Below are 16,200 nucleotides of genomic sequence, written 5' to 3' on the forward strand. Positions count from 1 at the left end.
ACGCCATAAGATGCCAACACGGGCCATGGTGCGGGCGGGTGCCCGTTCCATGGCCCGTGGCGGAGCGGCGGGCGCCGAGCGGTGTCCGACGCGTGGTGCGGCTCAGTCCTTGGAGACGGCGTCGCCGGGGGCGCCCGGGTCCGGCGTGCCGGCGGCCGCCACCTCCTTGGGTTCCTGCGCCTGCGCCGGCACGATGCCCGCCTTCGACCTCCGGCCGCGCTGTTCGACGAACTTGGCCAGCCAGGCCAGGATGAGGCACAGCCCGATGTAGATGGCGCCGAAGACGATGACGGTCTGGACGGTCGGGTAGACACCGCCCACCGGGGTGTTGTTGGCGATGAGCCGGGCCGAGTACAGCAGCTCCGGGTAGAGGATGATGTAACCCAGCGAGGTGTCCTTGAGGGTCACCACCAGCTGGCTGATGATCGACGGCAGCATGGAGCGCACGGCCTGCGGGAACAGCACCGAGGCGGTCACCTGGGTCTTGCGCAGCCCGAGCGCGTAGGCCGCCTCCACCTGCCCCTTCGGCACCGCGTTCACTCCGGCGCGCAGCACCTCGGCCTGGACGCAGCCGTTGTAGATGGTCAGCCCCAGCACCAGTGCCCACATGGGGGTCATGTCGCCGACGATGCCGACCCACAGGGCGAAGATCGTGATGAGCAGCGGGATCGACCGGAACAGGTCGATGAAGACGACGGCCACCCAGCGCACCGGTTTGTGGTCCGACAGCCGGGCCACGCACAGCACCACCGCGAAGGCCAACGAGAAGACGCCCGCCAGCGCGAAGACCTTCAGTGTGGACAGCAGGGCGTCGAAGATGTTCTGCCGGATGCCCGCGTAGTTGAAGATGTCCCACAGCTCGCCCGCGAACTGCCCCTTGTCGTACAGCCGGTAGCAGACCCAGGCGATCAGCGCGGCGAGGCCGATGCTGCCGACGACGGAGTAGATCAGGTTGCGGACGCGAGCCTTCGGGCCGGGCGCGTCGAACAGGACGCTCGCGCTCATCGGGCGACCTCCAGACGGTTCTCCAGCAGCCGGAAGAGGCCGTTGATGGCGTAGGTGATGATCAGGTAGCCGAGCGTGATCCAGACGAAGATCACGGCGATGTCGTAGCCGTCGTTGCTCAGCGTCTTCTGGATGTTGAACAGATCGACGTTGTCGAAGGCGCCGGCGATCGCGGTGTTCTTCGTCAGCGCGATGAAGATGCTGCTCATCGGCGGCACGACCGTGCGTGTGGCCTGGGGGAGCACCACGATGCGCATGGTCTGGGTGAACGTCATGCCGATGGCGCGGGCGGCCTCGGCCTGGCCCATCGGCACGGTGTTGATGCCGGAGCGCACGGCCTCGGCGACGAAGGACGAGGTGTAGAAGCCGCAGGCGCAGACGGCCAGGACGAAGGAGTTGACGCCTGGGAAGAGCACCTTGGGCACCACGAAGAAGGCCACCAGGAACAGCAGCGTCAGCGGGGTGTTCCGCAGCACGTTGACCCACAGCGTGCCGAATATGCGCAGCGGGGGCACCGGCGAGACGCGGAAGCCCGCGATCACCAGACCGAGCACGACGGCGAGCAGCGCGCTGACGACCGTCAGCCACAAGGTGCCGAGGAATCCCTCGCGGAACAGCGCCAGGTTGTCGAGAAGTACGTTCATGAATTCTCCGCGAGGAGTCGCGTAGGGGCGGCGGGAAGGGCCGGACCGGGCAGGGGGCGCTCTCCGCCGGGTGGGGAGTCGGCGCCCCGGCGAACGGGGTGCCCGCAACAGGCACGCCCCGCCCCGCGCGGCGCCGGCGCCGGGGAGCGGGGCGTGGACATCACTTCTCGGTGATCTCCGGCGGCGTCTTGAACTTGGAGCCGGACTTGCCCAGCGTGGCCTCGTACGCCTTCTTGTAGTCGCCGTTGTCCTGGTGCTTCTTCAGCGCGTCGGCGACGGCCTTCTGCAGCGCGTTGTCGCCCTTCTTCAAGCCGACGCCGTAGGGCTCGTCGGAGAAGGGCTTGCCGACGACCTTGAGCTTGCCGGGGTTCTGCGCGGCGTAGCCCATCAGGATCGCGTCGTCCGTGGTGACCGCGTCGACCTGGCCGTCGAGGAGCTGCGAGACACACTCGGAGTACTTGCTCAGCTCGGTGACCTTGGCGCCGTACTTGGGCTCCTTGATGGTCTGCAGCGGCGTCGAGCCGACGATGGAGCAGACCTTCTTGTCCTTGACGGTGTCCGGCCCGGTGACCTCCTTTTCGTCCTTGCGGACGAGCAGCGAGGCGCCGGCGTGGAAGTACGGGCCCGCGAAGTCGATCTGCTTCTTGCGCTCGTCGTTGATCGTGTACGTACCGATCATCAGGTCGACGTCGCCCTTGGAGACGGTGGTCTCGCGAGCGCCGGAGTCGACCGTCTTCCACTCGATCTGCTTGGGGGAGAAGCCCAGGTCGGCCGCGATCATCTTGGCGATCTCGATGTCGAAGCCGGAGTACTTCTTCGTCGACTGGTCCTGGAAACCGAGGTAGGGCTGGTCGGCCTTGGCGCCGATGATGATCTTGCCGCGCTTCTGGGCCTTCTTCAGGACGGGCGAGTCGACCTCGACGTTCTTGGCGACCTCGTACTTCGGCAGCGCCTTCTCGTCGGTCTGGTCCTTGGGCTTGTCGCCGGCGGAGCCTTCCTTGCCACCGCAGGCGGCGGTGGCGGCGAGAGCCAGAACAGCGGCTGCCGCCGCGGCGGTCTTGTGGAACTTCATAGTGAACATCCCTTGCTTGAACAGTCGTTGGCCCGGTGCGCTGGTGCACAACCCGCTCGGTGCGCCCCCTCGGGGGCGGGGGCGCGGCTGCGGGCCTCAGTGATGAAGGCTCAGTGGTGCAGGATCTTCGAGAGGAAGTCCTTGGCACGGTCGCTGCGCGGGTTGCTGAAGAACTGCTCGGGGGTCGCCTCCTCGACGATCCGGCCGTCCGCCATGAAGACCACGCGGTTGGCGGCCGACCGCGCGAAGCCCATCTCGTGGGTGACGACGACCATGGTCATCCCGTCCCGGGCCAGCTGCTGCATGACCTCCAGGACCTCGTTGATCATCTCGGGGTCGAGGGCCGAGGTGGGCTCGTCGAAGAGCATCACCTTCGGATCCATCGCCAGCGCCCGGGCGATCGCGACACGCTGTTGCTGACCACCGGAGAGCTGCGCGGGATACTTGTCGGCCTGGTTGCCGACACCGACCCGGTCGAGCAGCGTGCGGGCCTTCTCCTCCGCCACCCGCTTGTCCGTCCTGCGGACCTTGACCTGGCCCAGCGTGACGTTCTCCAGCACCGTCTTGTGCGCGAAGAGGTTGAAGGACTGGAAGACCATGCCGACGTCGGCACGCAGCTTCGCCAGTTCCTTGCCCTCCTCGGGCAGCGGCTTGTCGTCGATCGTGATGCTGCCCGAGTCGACCGTCTCCAGACGGTTGATGGTGCGGCACAGGGTGGACTTGCCGGACCCGGAAGGACCGATGACGACGACGACCTCGCCACGGGCGATGGTCAGGTCAATGTCCTGGAGGACGTGCAGCGCACCGAAGTGCTTGTTGATGTTGTCCAGCACGACCAGCTTGTCGGTCGCGGACTCGGGACCGCCTGCGTCCTTGGTCACCGATACTTCGCTCATCGACGTGTAGCTCCGTCCTCGTCGGTTGCGAGGACCTTAGTGAGCGGTCGGCGTGAGCGTCATTACATCTGAGCTGAAATTGAGCATAACGATCCGGCTGCGGCCCGGCACATTGGGTAAAGGGGGCAATGGGGGGCCGACCGGCGGCTCCCCGGTCCACCCGCCTCCCGTCGGTAGCCGTCCGGACGGTGGCCGTAGTGGCTGTATGACGGTCGTCGTACCGGCTGTATAACGGATGCCCGCCTGGTCCCGGCGACCCCTTGACTCACCTGCGCCGATCGGCGTGGATGCACTGTCGAATCGTTTGCCGGAGGCGGTGTCGAGAACAGGAGGGCGTCGGGGTGAGACTGCTGCTCGTCGAGGACGACGATCGCGTCGCCGCGGCGCTCTCGGCCGTGCTGGCGCGGCACGGCTTCGAGGTCACCCACGTGCGCAGCGGCGCCGAGGCGCTCCAGGAGCTGCTCGTCGGCGGTCAGGAGGGGCCCGGTTTCGCCGTCGTCCTGCTCGACCTCGGCCTGCCCGACCAGGACGGTTTCGAGGTGTGCGGCCGTATCCGCCGCACCAGCACCACCCCGGTGATCATGGTGACCGCGCGTGCGGACGTACGGTCCCGCATACACGGCCTCAACCTCGGTGCGGACGACTACGTCGTCAAGCCCTACGACATGGGCGAACTCCTGGCCCGCATCCACGCCGTCAGCCGCCGCTCGGCCGGTGAGGAGCCGTCCGCGACCGGCGAGCGGGCGGCCTCCGGGAGCCCGGACCCGACCGGCACGCTGCGGCTGGGCGCCGTGACCATCGAGCTGCCCACCCGGCGGGTCAGTGTGGACGGCGCGCTGGTGCCGCTCACCCGCAAGGAGTTCGACCTGCTGGCGCTGCTGGCCCAGCGCCCCGGCGTCGTCTTCCGGCGCGAGCAGATCATCAGCGAGGTGTGGCGTACCAGCTGGGAGGGGACAGGGCGCACCCTTGAGGTGCATGTGGCCTCGCTCCGCTCCAAGCTGCAGCGGCCCGCTCTCATCGAGACGGTGCGCGGGGTGGGCTACCGCATGGCCACCCAGGGCGACTGAGCCGGCGAACCGGACCGGAACGACGACGTGCGCAGCCGCCTCCTCCCCCTTCTGATCGTCCTGCTGGCCGGGGTCCTGCTCGCGCTGGGCTTCCCGCTGGCGCTGAGCCAGGCGCAGGCCGAGCAGCAGCAGGTGGTGGTCGACAGGATCGACGACACCGCGCGCTTCGCCTCGCTCGCCCAGTTCGTCACCTCCACCAGCCTGCCGGACGAGCGCCGCGCGACCCTGCAGCACGAACTCGACCGCTACCACTCCCTCTACGGCATCCGCGCCGGTGTCTTCTACCGCGACGGCCGCACCATGGCCGCCGCTCCCGCAGACTGGCGGGTGCCGGGAGACGGACAGCAGGCCGGTCGCAAGGGCCGGCCGGACGGCGCGCGCGCTTTCGCCGAGGCGCTGGCCGGACGCCGCAGCCACGATCCGCCACAGGTGTGGCCGTGGCAGAGCGACGGCCGGATCGCCGTCGCCTCTCCTGTCATCCGGGACGGTGACGTGGCCGCGGTGGTGCTGACCGACTCACCCACCGGCCCCATGCGGTCGCGGATCCTGCGCGGCTGGCTGGCCATCGCCGTCGGTGAGGCAGCCGCCATGCTGCTGGCCCTCGGTGCCGCGCTCCGTCTGACCGGGTGGGTGCTCAAGCCGGTACGGACGCTGGATCGGGCAGCGCACGAGATCGCCACCGGCAAGCTCACCTCCCGTGTCGCCGACTCGGTCGGCCCTCCCGAGCTGCGCAGACTGGCGCACTCCTTCAACGAGATGGCGGGCAACCTGGAGAGCGTGCTGGAGCAGCAGCGCGCCTTTGTCGCCGACGCCTCGCACCAGCTGCGCAATCCGCTGTCCGCGCTGCTGTTGCGCATAGAACTGCTCGCACTGGAGCTGCCCGAGGGAAACGAGGAGATGGCCTCCGTACGGGCCGAGGGCAAGCGCCTGGCACGTGTGCTGGACGACCTGCTCGACCTCGCACTGGCCGAACACTCCGACACCGCGCACGTCCAGCTGACCGACGTCGCCGAGATCGCCGCCGAACGGGTCGCCGCCTGGCGGCCCACCGCGGAGCACAAGGGCGTGGAGCTGAACCTGGCCGGGCAGTCGGCCGCGACCGGATGGGCCGACCCGGTGGCCCTCTCCAGCGCGCTGGACGCCGTTGTCGACAACGCGGTGAAGTTCACCCCCGAAGACGGCACCGTCACGGTCACGGTGCGCGCGGAGGGCGACAGCGTCACCGTCGAGACGGCCGACGCGGGCCCCGGACTGACCGATGAGGAACTGGAGCGGGTGGGCGACCGCTTCTGGCGCAGCGGCCGCCACCAGAACGTCTCCGGCTCGGGGCTCGGTCTGTCGATCACCCGCGCCCTGCTCACCGGAGGCGGCGCGGGGCTGTCCTTCACGCACAACGAGCCGCGGGGACTGCGGGTGCTGATCACCGTCCCCCGGAACGCCCCAGACGCAGAGTGACGATCTGGAAGGGCCGCAGCGTCACCCGGACCCCGGCGTCCTCCACGGTGTGGTGGGTCTGCTGGTCGGGCAGCGGCCGCTCCAGCAGGTCCGTCTCGGTCACCGAGGTGACGGGGAAACCCGGTGCCAGCAGTGCGCTCGCCCGGCCGCCCAGCGACTCGTAGAGGCGTACCACGACATCGCCACTGCGGTCCTCCGCCAGTTTCACCGTCTCGGCGACGACCTGGTCGCCCTGTTCCCCCTCCAGCGTCACCAGGGGCGTGACGGGGCTGCCGTCGCCGCGTACGGCCCGCTCGGGCAGGTTGATCCAGTGGCCCTCGCGCACCGCGTCCTGGAGGGTCGCACCCGGTACCAGCCCGTAGCGCATCCGGTGCCGCCCCTGGTCGGTCTCCGGGTCCGGATAGCGGGGAGCGCGCAGCAGCGAGAGCCGGACGGTGGTGGTCTGGCCGCCGTCCTCGCGGATGTCCCGTGTGACGTCGTGCCCGTACGTCGAGTCGTTGGCCAGCGCGGCGCCCCAGCCCGGCTCCGCCACGTGCAGCCAGCGGTGTGCGCAGATCTCGAACTTCGCCGCCTCCCACGTCGTGTTGGTGTGGGTGGGCCGGAAGACGTGTCCGAACTGGGTCTCAGCGGCGGACCTGTCGGCCTTCACATCCAGCGGGAACGCGGCCTTGAGCAGCTTCTCGCTCTCGTGCCAGTCGACATCGGCCTCCAGGAGCAGCATCGCGCTGCCCGCCTGCAGGGTCACTGTCTGCACCACGGCCGAGCGGCCGAAGGACCGGGCCGCCCGGACGGTGGCGCTGCTTCCGTCGGCCTCGGCGACGGTCAGCTCGTCAGCCTGCGTCAGATCGGTGGCCGTGTGCCGGTAGAACGCGTCGACGTCCCAGGCGTCCCAGTGGTTGGGCAGGTCGGGGTGCAGTTGGAGGAGGTTGGCCGCCTGCCCCGGTGCGACCGCCTCGCGCCGGGCGCGCCGGTCGTAGGCGGAGACGACCAGACCACGGCTGTCCACCTCCACGCGCAGCAGCCCGTTGTCCAGCGTCCAGCCGCCGTCTGTCCGCTCGGCCACGGTGACGGGCCCTTCGCCCTGCGGGCGCCCGTGCGGCTCGCCCTGCTGGGGCCCGTGGGCCCCGCGCCCGTCGACCGGCAGGGCACCGCCGGCGGGGACGCCGTGGCGGGTGTGCGGGGAGCCGTTGAAGACGAGCTGCCGGTCCCCGCGCCCGGCGAGCGCCTGCTGCGCCCCGTCGATGATCTCCGTCAGCTCCTCGGCCACGCGCGCGTACGTCTCGCGGGCCTCCCGGTGCACCCAGGCGATGGAGGAGCCGGGCAGGATGTCGTGGAACTGGTGCAGCAGCACCGTCTTCCACAGCCGCTCCAGCCGTTCGTACGGGTAGGCGTAGCCACCGGTGCGCACGGCCGCGGTCGCCGCCCACAGTTCGGCCTCGCGCAGCAGCGACTCCGAGCGCCGGTTGCCCTGCTTGGTCTGAGCCTGCGACGTGTACGTCCCCCGGTGCAGCTCCAGATACAGCTCGCCCTGCCACACCGGCGCGTCCGGGTACTCCTGCCGCGCCTTCTCGAAGAACTCCGCGGGCCTCTCCACCGTCACCCGCGGTGAGCCGTCCAGGTCCCGCAGCCGGGCGGCGCGGGCCAGCATCTCGCGGGTCGCGCCGCCCCCGCCGTCGCCGTGGCCGAACGGCACGAGGGAGCGGGAGGCGGCGCCCTTCTCACGGAAGTTGCGGGCCGCGTGTGCCAGTTCCTCGCCGCTGAGCGTCGAGTTGTAGGTGTCGACCGGGGGGAAGTGGGTGAAGACCCGTGTGCCGTCGATGCCCTCCCACCAGAAGGTGTGGTGCGGGAACGGGTTGGTGCTGCTCCAGGAGATCTTCTGGGTCAGGAACCAGGTCGACCCCGACAGTTTCACCAGCTGCGGCAGCGCGGCCGTGTAGCCGAAGGAGTCGGGCAGCCACACCTCCTCGGTCTCGACGCCGAACTCCTCCAGGAAGAACTTCTTGCCGTAGAGGAACTGCCGCGCCATGGCCTCGCCACCGACCATGTTGGTGTCCGACTCGACCCACATGCCGCCCACGGGGACGAACCGTCCCTCGGCGACCTTCCGCACGACCTTGGCGTACACCTCGGGCCGGTGTTCCTTGATCCAGGCGAACTGCTGGGCCTGCGACATGGCGAAGACGAACTCCGGGTGGTCGTCCATCAGCGCCACCATGTTGGAGGCCGTACGCGCGACCTTCCGGACCGTCTCGCGCAGCGGCCACAGCCATGCCGAGTCGATGTGCGCGTGCCCCACCGCGCTGACCCGGTGCGCGGAGGCCCGCGCGGGGGCCGTGAGCGCGGCTGTGAGCCGTTTCCGGGCCCGTTCGGCGCTGTCGGGCACATCGGCCGGATCCAGGGCGTCCAGGGCCCGTTCAAGGGCGCGCAGCAGTTCCCAGCGGCGGGCGTCCTCCAGCGGCAGCTCGCGCATCAGCGAGCCCGCCACCTCGAGATCCATGGCCAGCTCCCACACCTGCGGCTCGAAGACCGCCAGATCCATCCGCGCCAGCCGGTAGAGCGGTTCGCTGTGGGCGGTGTGTACGTCGCCCTGGTACGTCGGTGTCTGCGGTGTGTTGACGATGGGGTTGGAGGCGGCCTCGATGTACAGCTCGACCTCTTCGCCGCCGGCGGCCGCGTCCGCCAGCCGCACCCAGGAGTTGCGCGGGTGCAGCCCTTTGACCGCGGTGCCGTCCGCGCGGTGGACCAGCCCCTCGCACTGGAAGCCCGGCATGTCCCGCTCGAACCCCAGGTCCAGCACGGCCTCCACGGTCCGGCCCGCCCACGCCTGCGGCACCTGCCCCGTCACCCGGAACCAGGTGGTGCCCCAGGCCGGCCCCCAGGCCTCGCCCACCGCCGCCGGCCGGTAGGGCGCGGAGAGGCCCTCGGCGACCGGTACGGGCTCTCCCGGTGCCTCCCAGCGTTCGACGGTCAGCGGCAGTGCGCGGGTGTGGACAGCGGGCCGTACGCGCTCGTCCAGTACGCGGCGCAGCCGGTCCTCGACGGTGCGGCGGTCGTCATGCATCGGTCGGCTCCTTGGCGGGGTCGGGGCCTGGCGTCGGCGGCGACGTTCCGGTCATGCGTTCCGGTTGGTGGGGTGTTCGGTGCGGACGGTGTTCTGGTGCGGACGGAGTTCCGATCCGGTGGGGACGGGGACGGTGTTCCGGTCAGGGCTTGGCGGAGCGGTAGTAGCGGCGTGCGCCCTCGTGCAGCGGTACGGGGTCGGTGTAGATGGCGGTACGCAGGTCGACCTTCTGCGCGGCGTGCACCTCACGTCCGATCTGGTCCCGGCTCTTGATGACGGAGCGGGTGACGCCCTCGGTCAGCGCGGCGTCGGTACGGTCCATGGTCACCAGCAGGTTGGCGATGGCCACCGTCTTGACGGACCGGCCACGCTGCACGGTGGGGTAGGCGTCGGGCGGCATCACGGCTGCTCGGTAGTAGCGCGTCCCGGGGCGCTGTTCATGCAGCCGGGGCAGCAGGTCGCCGAGCTGCACCAGCCGGATGTCCGCTCCTTCCGCCAGACGCTCGATGGCGCCGGTCGGCAGTCCGCCCGACCAGAAGAACGCGTCGAGCTTCCCCTCGGTCAGCAGCCCGGGCATCGTGTCGATGCCCTTGCGCACCGGGTGCACGTCGTGGTCCATGTCCAGCCCCGCGGCCTTCAGCAGTCTCTTGGTCACCAGGGCGACCCCCGAGCGTTTCTCGCCGACGCCCACCCGCATCCCCTTGAGGTCCTTCGCGCTGTCGACCGGTGAGTTCCTGGGCACCACCAGGTGTATGTAGTCGTCGTACAGCCGCGCGCACGCCCGGATGCGGGAGGCGTCCTTTCCGCCCTTGTTCCGGTAGGCGGCGAGTGCGTCGGCGGCGGTGATGGTGAAGTCCGCCTGTCCGGAAACGATCCGCGTCAAGTTCTGGACGGACCCCTGGCTGTGCTGCAGCTCCAGGTCGACACGGGGTAGATCGCGGGCCAGCCGCTGTTTGAACAGCGTGCCGTAGCGCTCGTACACACCGGTGCGCACACCCGTGGCGAAGGTGACCTTCCCGCCCGGCGAGGGCGACGGGGACGGCCGCAGCCACCACACCAGCAGCCCGCACACGACGAGCACGGCAGCCGCGCCCCACAGGAGGCGTCGCCGACCGGTGCTGGGTCCGCCCGGGCGGCGCTTCGGACGGGACACCGTTCGCGGACGCAGGCTGGCCATGAACAGGGATACTGCCAGCACTGCGGCCACGAGGGGAGTGGTGCGAGTCACCACGCAGAGTGGCCGAGTGCGAACGCGCCGATTCGCGAACTGCAAATTTCACACTGTCGCTTGCTGAGTGGAACTGCAGAGGCCATAGTGACGGGCAGACCACGCGTCACGGCCCTTCCGCGGGGCCGGGACCAGCTCGACGGAAGGCGCCTCCACGTGTACGCCGCCCCCGCTCGCAGGGATCCCGCAGCAGCCTCCACGACAGCGTCTCCGGCGTCCGGCGGTGCCTCGCACCCCACGGCGCCACCCGGACGCGCGGAAGACCCCACATGGCAGCTGCGCTTCCCCGCTCGGGAGCAGTACATCGGCCGGGCGCGCCTCGCCTTCACCTCGTGGCTGAGGGAGCGGCAGGATCCGTCGATACCCGCCGAGACGGTGGACGACGCGGTGCTCCTGCTCTCCGAGCTGACCACCAACGCCGTCGTGCACACGCGCTGCCTGCCCGATGCCGAGCTCGTCTGCCGTGCCGCTCTGGCCCCCCGGGAGACGCCCACTGCCGCACTGTTGCGCATCGAGGTGCACGACCACGCCGAAGGCGACGACAGGCCGCAACTGAAGGACAGCGAGGCCGCCGACGAGAGCGGCCGGGGCCTGTGCATCGTGGCCGCGCTCGCCGCCGACTGGGGAGTGCGGCCCTCGACCGTCACCGACGGCAACACGGTCTGGGCGACGCTGCGGCTGCCCCACGAACTCCCCGCCACGTGATGTGTGTCACGGTGCCCCGGTGACGTCCGAGGGTACCCGCCCGGGCGGCCGGCGCCACCCGCATGAACGCCTACCCTTGTCGCATGAGCAGCAGCGACCGGAGTCAGGCAGTGGACGTCAAGGGGACGTACGAGGTGCGCACCTTCGGGTGTCAGATGAACGTCCATGACTCCGAGCGGATGGCGGGCCTGTTGGAGGACGCCGGCTATGTCCGTGCGCCGCGGGACGCCGACGCAGCCGATGTCGTCGTCTTCAACACCTGCGCCGTACGTGAGAACGCCGACAACCGGCTCTACGGCAACCTCGGTCAGCTCGCGCCCAAGAAGGCCGCCCGCCCCGGTATGCAGATCGCGGTCGGCGGCTGCCTGGCGCAGAAGGACCGGGACACCATCGTCAAGAAGGCTCCCTGGGTCGACGTCGTCTTCGGCACCCACAACGTCGGGAAACTGCCCGTACTGCTGGAGCGCGCCCGTCTGCAGAGCGAGGCGCAGGTGGAGATCGCCGAGTCGTTGGAAGCGTTCCCCTCCACGCTGCCCACCCGTCGCGAGAGTGCCTACGCGGCGTGGGTCTCGGTCTCCGTGGGCTGCAACAACACCTGCACCTTCTGCATCGTTCCGCAGCTGCGCGGCAAGGAGAAGGACCGCCGTCCCGGCGACATCCTCGCCGAGATCGAGACGCTGGTCGACGAGGGCGTCAGCGAGATCACCCTGCTCGGCCAGAACGTCAACGCCTACGGCTCCGACATCGGCGACCGGGAGGCGTTCAGCAAACTGCTGCGCGCCTGCGGCCGTATCGAGGGGCTGGAGCGCGTCCGCTTCACCTCCCCGCACCCCCGCGACTTCACCGACGATGTGATCGCCGCCATGGCCGAGACGCCCAATGTGATGCCGCAGCTGCACATGCCGCTGCAGTCCGGCTCCTCCCGCGTCCTGAAGGCGATGCGCCGTTCCTACCGGCAGGAGCGCTTCCTCGGCATCATCGAGAAGGTCCGCGCCGCCATCCCCGAGGCCGCGCTCTCGACCGACATCATCGTGGGCTTCCCCGGCGAGACCGAGGAGGACTTCGCCGAGACGCTGCACGTGGTGCGCGAGGCCCGGTTCGCCCAGGCCTTCACCTTCCAGTACAGCAAGCGCCCCGGCACGCCCGCCGCCGAGATGCCCGACCAGATCCCCAAGCAGGTCGTCCAGGAGCGTTACGAGCGCCTGGTGGCCCTCCAGGAGGAGATCTCCTGGGAGGAGAACAAGAAGCAGGTCGGCCGCACGCTGGAGTTGATGGTCGCCGAGGGCGAAGGCCGCAAGGACGACGCCACCCGACGGCTGTCGGGCCGCGCCCCCGACAACCGGCTGGTGCACTTCACCCGGCCCGAAGAGCCGGTGCGCCCCGGCGATGTCGTGACCGTCGACATCACCTACGCCGCGCCCCACCACCTGCTCGCCGAAGGCCCCGCCAAGGCCGTGCGCCGCACCCGCGCGGGCGACGCCTGGGAGCGCCGCACCGCTGCGCCGCAGGAGGAGCAGGGCAAGGGCGTCATGCTCGGTCTGCCCACCGTCGGCGCCCCGGAGCCGCTGCCGGCCGCCACCGGCGGCTGCGGCCTGGGCTGACGCCCCGGAGCGGCCGGGAGGACGTAAGCCGTCGGCCGCTCCCGCGTCATCCGTTTCGGCCGATCTCGCACGCTCGGGTGAGTCACGGCGCGGGCAGGGTGGGAAGTGGTGCGAACGGCACTTAAGCTGCGCGCCATGCTTGTCGCCGCAGCCGTATGCCCCTGCCCCCCGCTGCTCGTTCCCGAGGTCGCGGGTGGTGCCGCTCCCGAGATGGACGCCGCACGCGCCGCCTGCTACGACGCCCTGGGCGTCCTGGCGGCGGCCCGCCCCGACCAGCTGTTCGTGCTCGGCCCCGCCGAACCGTCGGGGCGTGGCCCGCATCCGCAGGGCACGCGCGGATCGTTCGCCGGGTTCGGTGTTCCGCTGGAGGTGAGCCTCGGCAAGGGCGAGCCGGCCCGGCGCGAGCTGCCCCCGTCGCTGGCCGTCGGCGCCTGGCTGCTGGAGCGCACGGAATGGACCTGCTGCCCGGTCGAGGGGCTCGGCATCGGTGAACCGCTCACGCGGGCCCGCTGCGAGGAGACGGGGCGTGGGCTGGCGGCGCGCGCGGACCGGGTGGCGCTGCTGGTGATGGGTGACGGCAGCAACTGCCGCACCCTCAAGGCACCGGGTTACTTCGACGAGCGGGCCGCCGCCTTCGACGCGGAGGCGGCGCGTGCGCTGGGCAGCGCCGACACCGCGGCGCTGCTCGCCCTGGACGAGGAGCTGGCGTACGACCTGAAGGCCGCCGGGCGCTCGTCCTGGCAGACGCTCGCGGGTGCCGCACAGGGGGCCGACCTGGCCGGACGACTGCTCTACGACGAAGCGCCCTACGGCGTGGGCTACATGGTGGCGAGCTGGTCGTGAGCCGTGAGCCGTGAGCCGTGAGCCGTGGAACGCGGTGAAACGCGGCGGAACGGATGCGTACACGGCAGCGGGGGTGTGCGGTGCTGATCGCCGCACCGTACACCCCCGCTGAGCGCCGAGAGAGCTCGCTGAGGCTCGCAGGCTCCCGAATCAGGAGCCGGAGCCGGAGCCGGAGCCAGGGCCCTGGCCCGTGGGGCCGGAGCCGCTGCCGCCGCCGGTGGGGCCGGAGCCGCTCGGTCCGTTGCCCGAGCCGCCCTGTCCGCGGCCCCCTTCGTCGGCGAGTCGCTGTGTGGCGTCCTTCGCCTTCCGGGCACCGTTGTTGATCTTGTCGCTGTACTTGCCCTTGGTCTTGGAGTCCGCAAGCTTCGCGGCCTTGTCCACCCCTTGGTGGACCTTGTCGCCATGCTGGCCGAGCATGCCCTTGACCTTGTCCATGAAGCCCATCGCGGTCCCCTTTCTGCCGTGCCGTGCGGCAATTTGCCGCGCGGCCTATTTGTGAGCGCTCTCGCCTGTCCCGCTGTCGGCGGCCTCGTCCGCGGCCGGCTGCTTGGGGATTCCGACGCTTGCCCCGCCGGACCCGGCATCAGTCGCATCAGCCGCGGTGGCCCCGTCGGACGGTGCGGCGTCGCCACCGACCGTATCGCTCGCGCGCCCGGGCGCCTCGGTCTCGGTCGCCGACGGGCTCTCCCGGGAGGGCTCCCCGTCCGGGCTCCGGGCATCGCCCCGGTCCGGCGCGTCGGCACCGGAGTCCGCCGCTGCCGCCCCGTCGTCCCTCTCGACGGTGGGCTCGTCCGCTCCGGTTTCCTCCGTGGGGGTGGCCTCGGGGCTGTCCTGTGTTGACTTGCTGGACGAACGGCGGAGAAGCCTCGCAAAAACGCCCATATCTACTCCAGATCCTACTCGTGTGGGCGAAATCCCGCGCCTTGCGGAGCGTCCCATTGCGCCGCCCCGGGGCACCGGTGCGGAAACCGGCTGTCGGAACCTCGCAACGGGGAACGACCCCGAGAGCGGTCCGTCACGTCGCTCGTTCGAGGAGCCTGAGGCGGGTTTGCGAGACTTGACCCGTGAATGACGCAGCCGCCCCCTCGCCTGTCTCGTCGGACTCCCCACCGGTCGTCGCCGTCGTGGGCCCCACCGCAGCCGGCAAATCCGATCTGGGTGTCTTCCTCGCGCGTGAGCTGGGCGGCGAGGTCATCAACGCCGACTCGATGCAGCTCTACCGCGGGATGGACATCGGCACCGCCAAACTGACCGTGGACGAGCGGCAGGGTGTGCCGCACCACCTGCTCGACATATGGGACGTCACCGTCGCCGCGAGCGTCGCCGAGTACCAGCGGCTGGCCCGCGCCGAGATCGACAGGCTGCGCGCCCAGGGGCGGGTGCCCGTACTGGTCGGCGGGTCCGGACTGTATGTGCGCGGGGCACTGGACGCCATGGAGTTCCCCGGCACCGACCCGCAGGTGCGCGCCCGGCTGGAGGCGGAGCTGACCGAGCACGGCCCCGGCGCCCTGCACGCCCGGCTGGCCGCGGCCGACCCGGAGGCCGCCCGCGCCATCCTGCCCAGCAACGGACGCCGCATAGTACGTGCCCTGGAGGTCATCGAGATCACCGGGCGGCCGTTCACGGCCAATCTGCCGGGCCACGAGGCCGTCTACGACACCGTGCAGATCGGCGTCGACGTGGCCAGGCCCGAGCTGGACGAGCGGATCGCCCGCCGCGTGGACCGGATGTGGGAGGCGGGGCTGGTGGACGAGGTGGAGGAGCTGGAGCGGCAGGGGCTGCGGGAGGGGCGCACAGCCTCGCGCGCCCTGGGATATCAGCAGGTCCTCGCGGCTCTCGCGGGGGAGTGCACGCTGGAGGAGGCGCGCAGGGAGACGGTCCGTGCCACCAAGCGTTTCGCGCGCCGTCAGGATTCCTGGTTTCGCCGCGATCCACGGGTGAACTGGCTCAGTGGGGCGGTGGCGGACAGGCCGGAACTGCCGGGTGCGGCGCTGTCGTTGCTCACGAAGGCGGTTACAGCCTGATCACGTGATGGCATCGGGAAGCCCTGAGCGACCGTCCCGTTACCCCCGGCGTGCCATCATCGACCATCGTTGAGAGCCTGAAGCCGGAGTTGGGAGGGCGCGTGGCAATGGAGGCCAGCCCTCGCGACAACTCTTCCTCCGCGGATGCCGGGCCCCACTCGGACCGTGAGCCGTCCGCGGAGCGCGAGCTGCCGGACGAGCCGTCCGTCGTGGACCCCGGGCCGGAGCCCGGCCCCCCGGTGGAGCCGCACGAGCTGCGTCCGCAGCGCAAGCTGCGGCTGTGGCAGCTGGCACCCATCGTGGTGCTCGGTGCTCTCGGCTCGCTGATGTTCGCCTTCCCCCTGGCCTTCGAGCCCGGTGGTAGCTCAGGAGCGGTGGTCTCGATGCTCGGGCTCCTGCTGTGCGGCTGCGCGGCGGGCTGGGGCGTGATGGCGGCCCGCAGGGTGGGCCACACCTGGCCGGGGCTCCCGGCGCGCGGCTCGGGCGGACGTCCGGACTGGCGCGTCGTCCTGATGTACACCGTCGTGGTCTGCACCGTCGTCGTCCTGGCCGTCTGGCGGGTCGCCCGACTGCGCTGACCCCGTGCCGCCGCGTGCGAG

Annotated in this window: 14 protein-coding genes; 7 read left to right on the top strand and 7 right to left on the bottom strand. The window is 70.6% G+C overall.

Going from position 1 to position 16,200, the window contains the following annotated elements:
* Window positions 1-102 precede the first annotated feature (102 nt).
* The 4 genes from KBY19_RS15005 to KBY19_RS15020 form a co-directional block, all read right to left on the bottom strand.
* Window positions 103-1,005, bottom strand: coding sequence for an amino acid ABC transporter permease (locus tag KBY19_RS15005; RefSeq protein WP_099884765.1), 903 nt, complete (start codon window positions 1,003-1,005; stop codon window positions 103-105).
* Complete coding sequence (locus KBY19_RS15010; protein WP_099884767.1) at window positions 1,002-1,649, bottom strand: amino acid ABC transporter permease; 648 nt, start codon at window positions 1,647-1,649, stop codon at window positions 1,002-1,004. Before KBY19_RS15010 ends, KBY19_RS15005 begins: the two co-directional genes overlap by 4 nt.
* Before the next feature lie 160 nt (window positions 1,650-1,809).
* A complete protein-coding gene (locus KBY19_RS15015; protein ID WP_099884769.1) occupies window positions 1,810-2,721 on the bottom strand; it encodes a glutamate ABC transporter substrate-binding protein in 912 nt (303 codons plus the stop codon).
* A gap of 110 nt (window positions 2,722-2,831) precedes the next feature.
* Window positions 2,832-3,617: an amino acid ABC transporter ATP-binding protein gene (locus KBY19_RS15020; protein ID WP_099884771.1), complete on the bottom strand. Its 786-nt coding sequence runs from the start codon at window positions 3,615-3,617 to the stop codon at window positions 2,832-2,834.
* Between the two features lie 341 nt (window positions 3,618-3,958).
* Here KBY19_RS15020 and KBY19_RS15025 point away from each other — a divergent pair, with 341 nt between their 5' ends.
* Window positions 3,959-4,684 (top strand): response regulator transcription factor, encoded by a 726-nt coding sequence (locus KBY19_RS15025; RefSeq protein ID WP_099884772.1) that lies wholly within the window; start codon window positions 3,959-3,961, stop codon window positions 4,682-4,684.
* A gap of 27 nt (window positions 4,685-4,711) precedes the next feature.
* Entirely contained in the window at window positions 4,712-6,139 is a 1,428-nt protein-coding gene (locus KBY19_RS15030) for a HAMP domain-containing sensor histidine kinase (RefSeq protein ID WP_185018280.1), read from the top strand.
* Here the strand turns inward: KBY19_RS15030 and KBY19_RS15035 are convergent.
* Window positions 6,105-9,200, bottom strand: coding sequence for a glycoside hydrolase family 38 C-terminal domain-containing protein (locus KBY19_RS15035; RefSeq protein ID WP_210965948.1), 3,096 nt, complete (start codon window positions 9,198-9,200; stop codon window positions 6,105-6,107). The two genes, KBY19_RS15030 and KBY19_RS15035, sit on opposite strands and share 35 nt — an antisense overlap.
* Window positions 9,201-9,342: 142 nt before the next feature.
* The gene (locus tag KBY19_RS15040; RefSeq protein WP_210965949.1) at window positions 9,343-10,377 is read right to left on the bottom strand and encodes a TAXI family TRAP transporter solute-binding subunit; all 1,035 of its coding nucleotides are present in this window, start codon (window positions 10,375-10,377) and stop codon (window positions 9,343-9,345) included.
* 207 nt (window positions 10,378-10,584) lie between these two features.
* Between KBY19_RS15040 and KBY19_RS15045 the strand changes: the two genes are divergently transcribed.
* The 3 genes from KBY19_RS15045 to KBY19_RS15055 all read left to right on the top strand — a co-directional run bounded on the left by KBY19_RS15045 (window position 10,585) and on the right by KBY19_RS15055 (window position 13,577).
* A complete protein-coding gene (locus KBY19_RS15045; protein ID WP_180289778.1) occupies window positions 10,585-11,133 on the top strand; it encodes an ATP-binding protein in 549 nt (182 codons plus the stop codon).
* Between the two features lie 83 nt (window positions 11,134-11,216).
* Complete coding sequence (gene miaB / locus KBY19_RS15050; RefSeq protein ID WP_210965950.1) at window positions 11,217-12,734, top strand: tRNA (N6-isopentenyl adenosine(37)-C2)-methylthiotransferase MiaB; 1,518 nt, start codon at window positions 11,217-11,219, stop codon at window positions 12,732-12,734.
* Between the two features lie 135 nt (window positions 12,735-12,869).
* Window positions 12,870-13,577 (top strand): class III extradiol dioxygenase subunit B-like domain-containing protein, encoded by a 708-nt coding sequence (locus KBY19_RS15055; protein ID WP_099884775.1) that lies wholly within the window; start codon window positions 12,870-12,872, stop codon window positions 13,575-13,577.
* Between the two features lie 150 nt (window positions 13,578-13,727).
* On the opposite strand, the gene KBY19_RS15060 is transcribed toward KBY19_RS15055, so the two are convergent.
* Window positions 13,728-14,021, bottom strand: a complete 294-nt coding sequence (locus KBY19_RS15060) for an antitoxin (protein ID WP_099884777.1) — start codon at window positions 14,019-14,021, stop codon at window positions 13,728-13,730.
* 620 nt (window positions 14,022-14,641) lie between these two features.
* Between KBY19_RS15060 and miaA the strand changes: the two genes are divergently transcribed.
* The gene (gene miaA / locus KBY19_RS15065; protein ID WP_210955814.1) at window positions 14,642-15,601 is read left to right on the top strand and encodes a tRNA (adenosine(37)-N6)-dimethylallyltransferase MiaA; all 960 of its coding nucleotides are present in this window, start codon (window positions 14,642-14,644) and stop codon (window positions 15,599-15,601) included.
* A 107-nt stretch (window positions 15,602-15,708) separates the two neighbouring features.
* The gene (locus tag KBY19_RS15070; protein ID WP_185018283.1) at window positions 15,709-16,179 is read left to right on the top strand and encodes a hypothetical protein; all 471 of its coding nucleotides are present in this window, start codon (window positions 15,709-15,711) and stop codon (window positions 16,177-16,179) included.
* The last annotated feature ends 21 nt before the right edge of the window (window positions 16,180-16,200 follow it).

The sequence above is a fragment of the Streptomyces sp. B15 genome (genome assembly GCF_018070605.1).
Taxonomy (GTDB): Bacteria; Actinomycetota; Actinomycetes; order Streptomycetales; family Streptomycetaceae; genus Streptomyces; species Streptomyces smyrnaeus.